This window comes from Stenotrophomonas sp. 05L44_2, from assembly GCF_056665995.1.
The window spans coordinates 1-2,007 of the sequence record NZ_JBFTNR010000744.1 but is presented as its reverse complement, the minus strand read 5'-3'; the positions used below and the strand labels follow the sequence as shown (position 1 = coordinate 2,007).

2 protein-coding genes are annotated in these 2,007 nt (G+C 66.6%); both read right to left on the bottom strand.

All coding sequences use genetic code 11. The features are described from left to right. The coding region (locus AC1VAN_RS20080) for an efflux RND transporter permease subunit (protein WP_480986563.1) at positions 1–713 on the bottom strand (713 nt) is incomplete at its 3' end. Beyond that, a complete protein-coding gene (locus AC1VAN_RS20075) occupies positions 710–1,861 on the bottom strand; it encodes an efflux RND transporter periplasmic adaptor subunit (RefSeq protein ID WP_025875055.1) in 1,152 nt (383 codons plus the stop codon). The genes AC1VAN_RS20075 and AC1VAN_RS20080, both read right to left, overlap by 4 nt. Between the last annotated feature and the right edge of the window lie 146 nt (positions 1,862–2,007).

The following is a 2,007-nucleotide window of genomic DNA, read 5'->3' as shown; positions in this document are numbered from 1 at the left end:
TCCTTCAACCGCTTGATGACGGTGTCGATCGGCAGGTTGAGCTGGGCCAGTTTCTGCTGGTCGATGTCGACCTGGATCTCGTCTTCCAGGCCACCGCCAACCTTCACCGCCGCCACGCCGGTAACCGGCTCCAGCTTCTTCTTCAGGTCTTCGTCGGCATAGCGACGCAGGCCGGTCAGTTCGCGGATCGCTTCTTCGTCGGTCGCAGGCGCGGCCTTGGTCGACAGCACCAGGCGCATGATCGGCTCGGTGGACGGATTGAAGCGCAGCAGCACCGGCGCCTTGGCTTCCAGGGGCAGGTTCAGCGCTTCCATCTTGTCGCGCACTTCCAGGCTGGCCTGGTCCATGTTGGTGCCCCAGGCGAACTCGAGCACCACATCACTCTGGCCGGTACGCGAGACCGACTTCAGCTTGCGCAGGTTCTTGACCACGCCMACGGCTTCTTCGACCGGCTGGGTGATCAGGGTTTCCATTTCCGTCGGCGCCGCACCGGTGTACTCGGTGCGCACGGTCAGCGTCGGATAGCTCAGGTCGGGCAGCAGGTTGACCTTGAGATTGCCCAGTGCGATCAGGCCGAACAGCAACAGGGTGACCGTGCACATGGCGATGGTGACGCGGCGGCGGGTGGCGAACTCCACCAGGCCGCCACGCATGCCTGCGGCGGCGCCATCGCTCCCGGGCGAGGCACCGTGATCGTGGCCGGGCGCGGTCATTGCGTGCTCCCGGCCTTCTCTGCCGGCTTGGCCGAGGCGGTTACGGTCTTCGCCTTGGCCTTCGGATCGGCGATCACCTGCACCGCGGTGCCGTCGCGCAGGGCGACCTTGCCGGCGGTGACGATCTGGTCACCCGCCGCCAGTCCCTCACGGATTTCCACCCACGGTCCTTCGGCGTAGCCAAGCTTGACCGGCACCCGCGCGACCTTGCCCTCGCGCACGCGGAACACTGCCGGCTCACCATCGTCCAGCAGTGCCAGGCGCGGCACCACCAGTGCATCGGCACGCTGGTCGTAGTCGATGCGGATGCGGCCGAACATGCCCGGCTGCAGCGACTGCGCGGCACCGTCGAAAGCACTGACCACACGGAAGGTGCCGCTGCCCGAATCCACTACCGGTGCGATGCGGTCGACGACGCCAGTGAAGGTCTGGCCCGGCAGCGCATCGGCCGACAGCGTGACCGGCTGGCCCGCACGCAAGGTCGCCAGCTCGCGCTCGGGCACGTTGAGGGTGGCTTCCAGCCGCGAGTTGTCGACAATGCGGAAGATCGGCGTGTTGATCTGCACGAAGTTGCCGGTCTTGATCGATCGCGAGGCGATCACGCCGGAAATCGGTGCGACCACGGTGGTGTAGGACAGTTCCAGCGTGGCCAGGCGGTACTGCGCGCGCACGTTTTCCAGGTCGTAGCGCAGCTGGTCGACATCGGCAGCGCTGACCATCTGCTGGCCGACCAGCTTCTGTGCGCGCTGGTAGTTGTTCTCCAGCTTGCGCATCTGCGCCTCGCTCTGGGCAACGGCCAGGCGTGCGCGGTCCGGATCCAGCCGCACCAGAGGCTGCCCGGCGCTGACCCGCTGCCCTTCCTCGACCAGTACCGCCAGCGCAACGCCCGAGGTCTTGGCGACCACCTGCGATTCGGCGCGCGGCTCCAGTGCCGCCGTTCCGGTGTAGCTGGCGGCCACCGCGCGATGGCTGGCCACGGCCACTTCCACCGGCACCGCGTCGACCTTCTTCTCGTCCTTGGTCTCGGCCGCCTTGGCCTCGTTGTTGGGCCCAGCGGCGCAACCGCTCAGCAGCAGGGATGTGGAGAGCAGCAGCGCGGCAGCGCAGAGTCCGCTGCGGGGGCCGGGCAGGAAGGTTTGGTGCGACATCGTCAGATCCCTGGAGGATGCGTGGGCAGGTGTGGTAGCAAAGTAATGCACCACTTCACGGCAACACCATATCCCAAAGGTCATGGTGTCTTCACGCCGCCGGTCGGGCCGACCCCATTTCAGCTAGATGAAACCTGAGGCTATAC

What these genes read in the sequence shown, in the direction of transcription:
- AC1VAN_RS20075 (WP_025875055.1), bottom strand. Translation starts at nt 1,861, where the DNA reads ATGTCGCACCAAACCTTCCTGCCCGGCCCCCGCAGCGGACTCTGCGCT.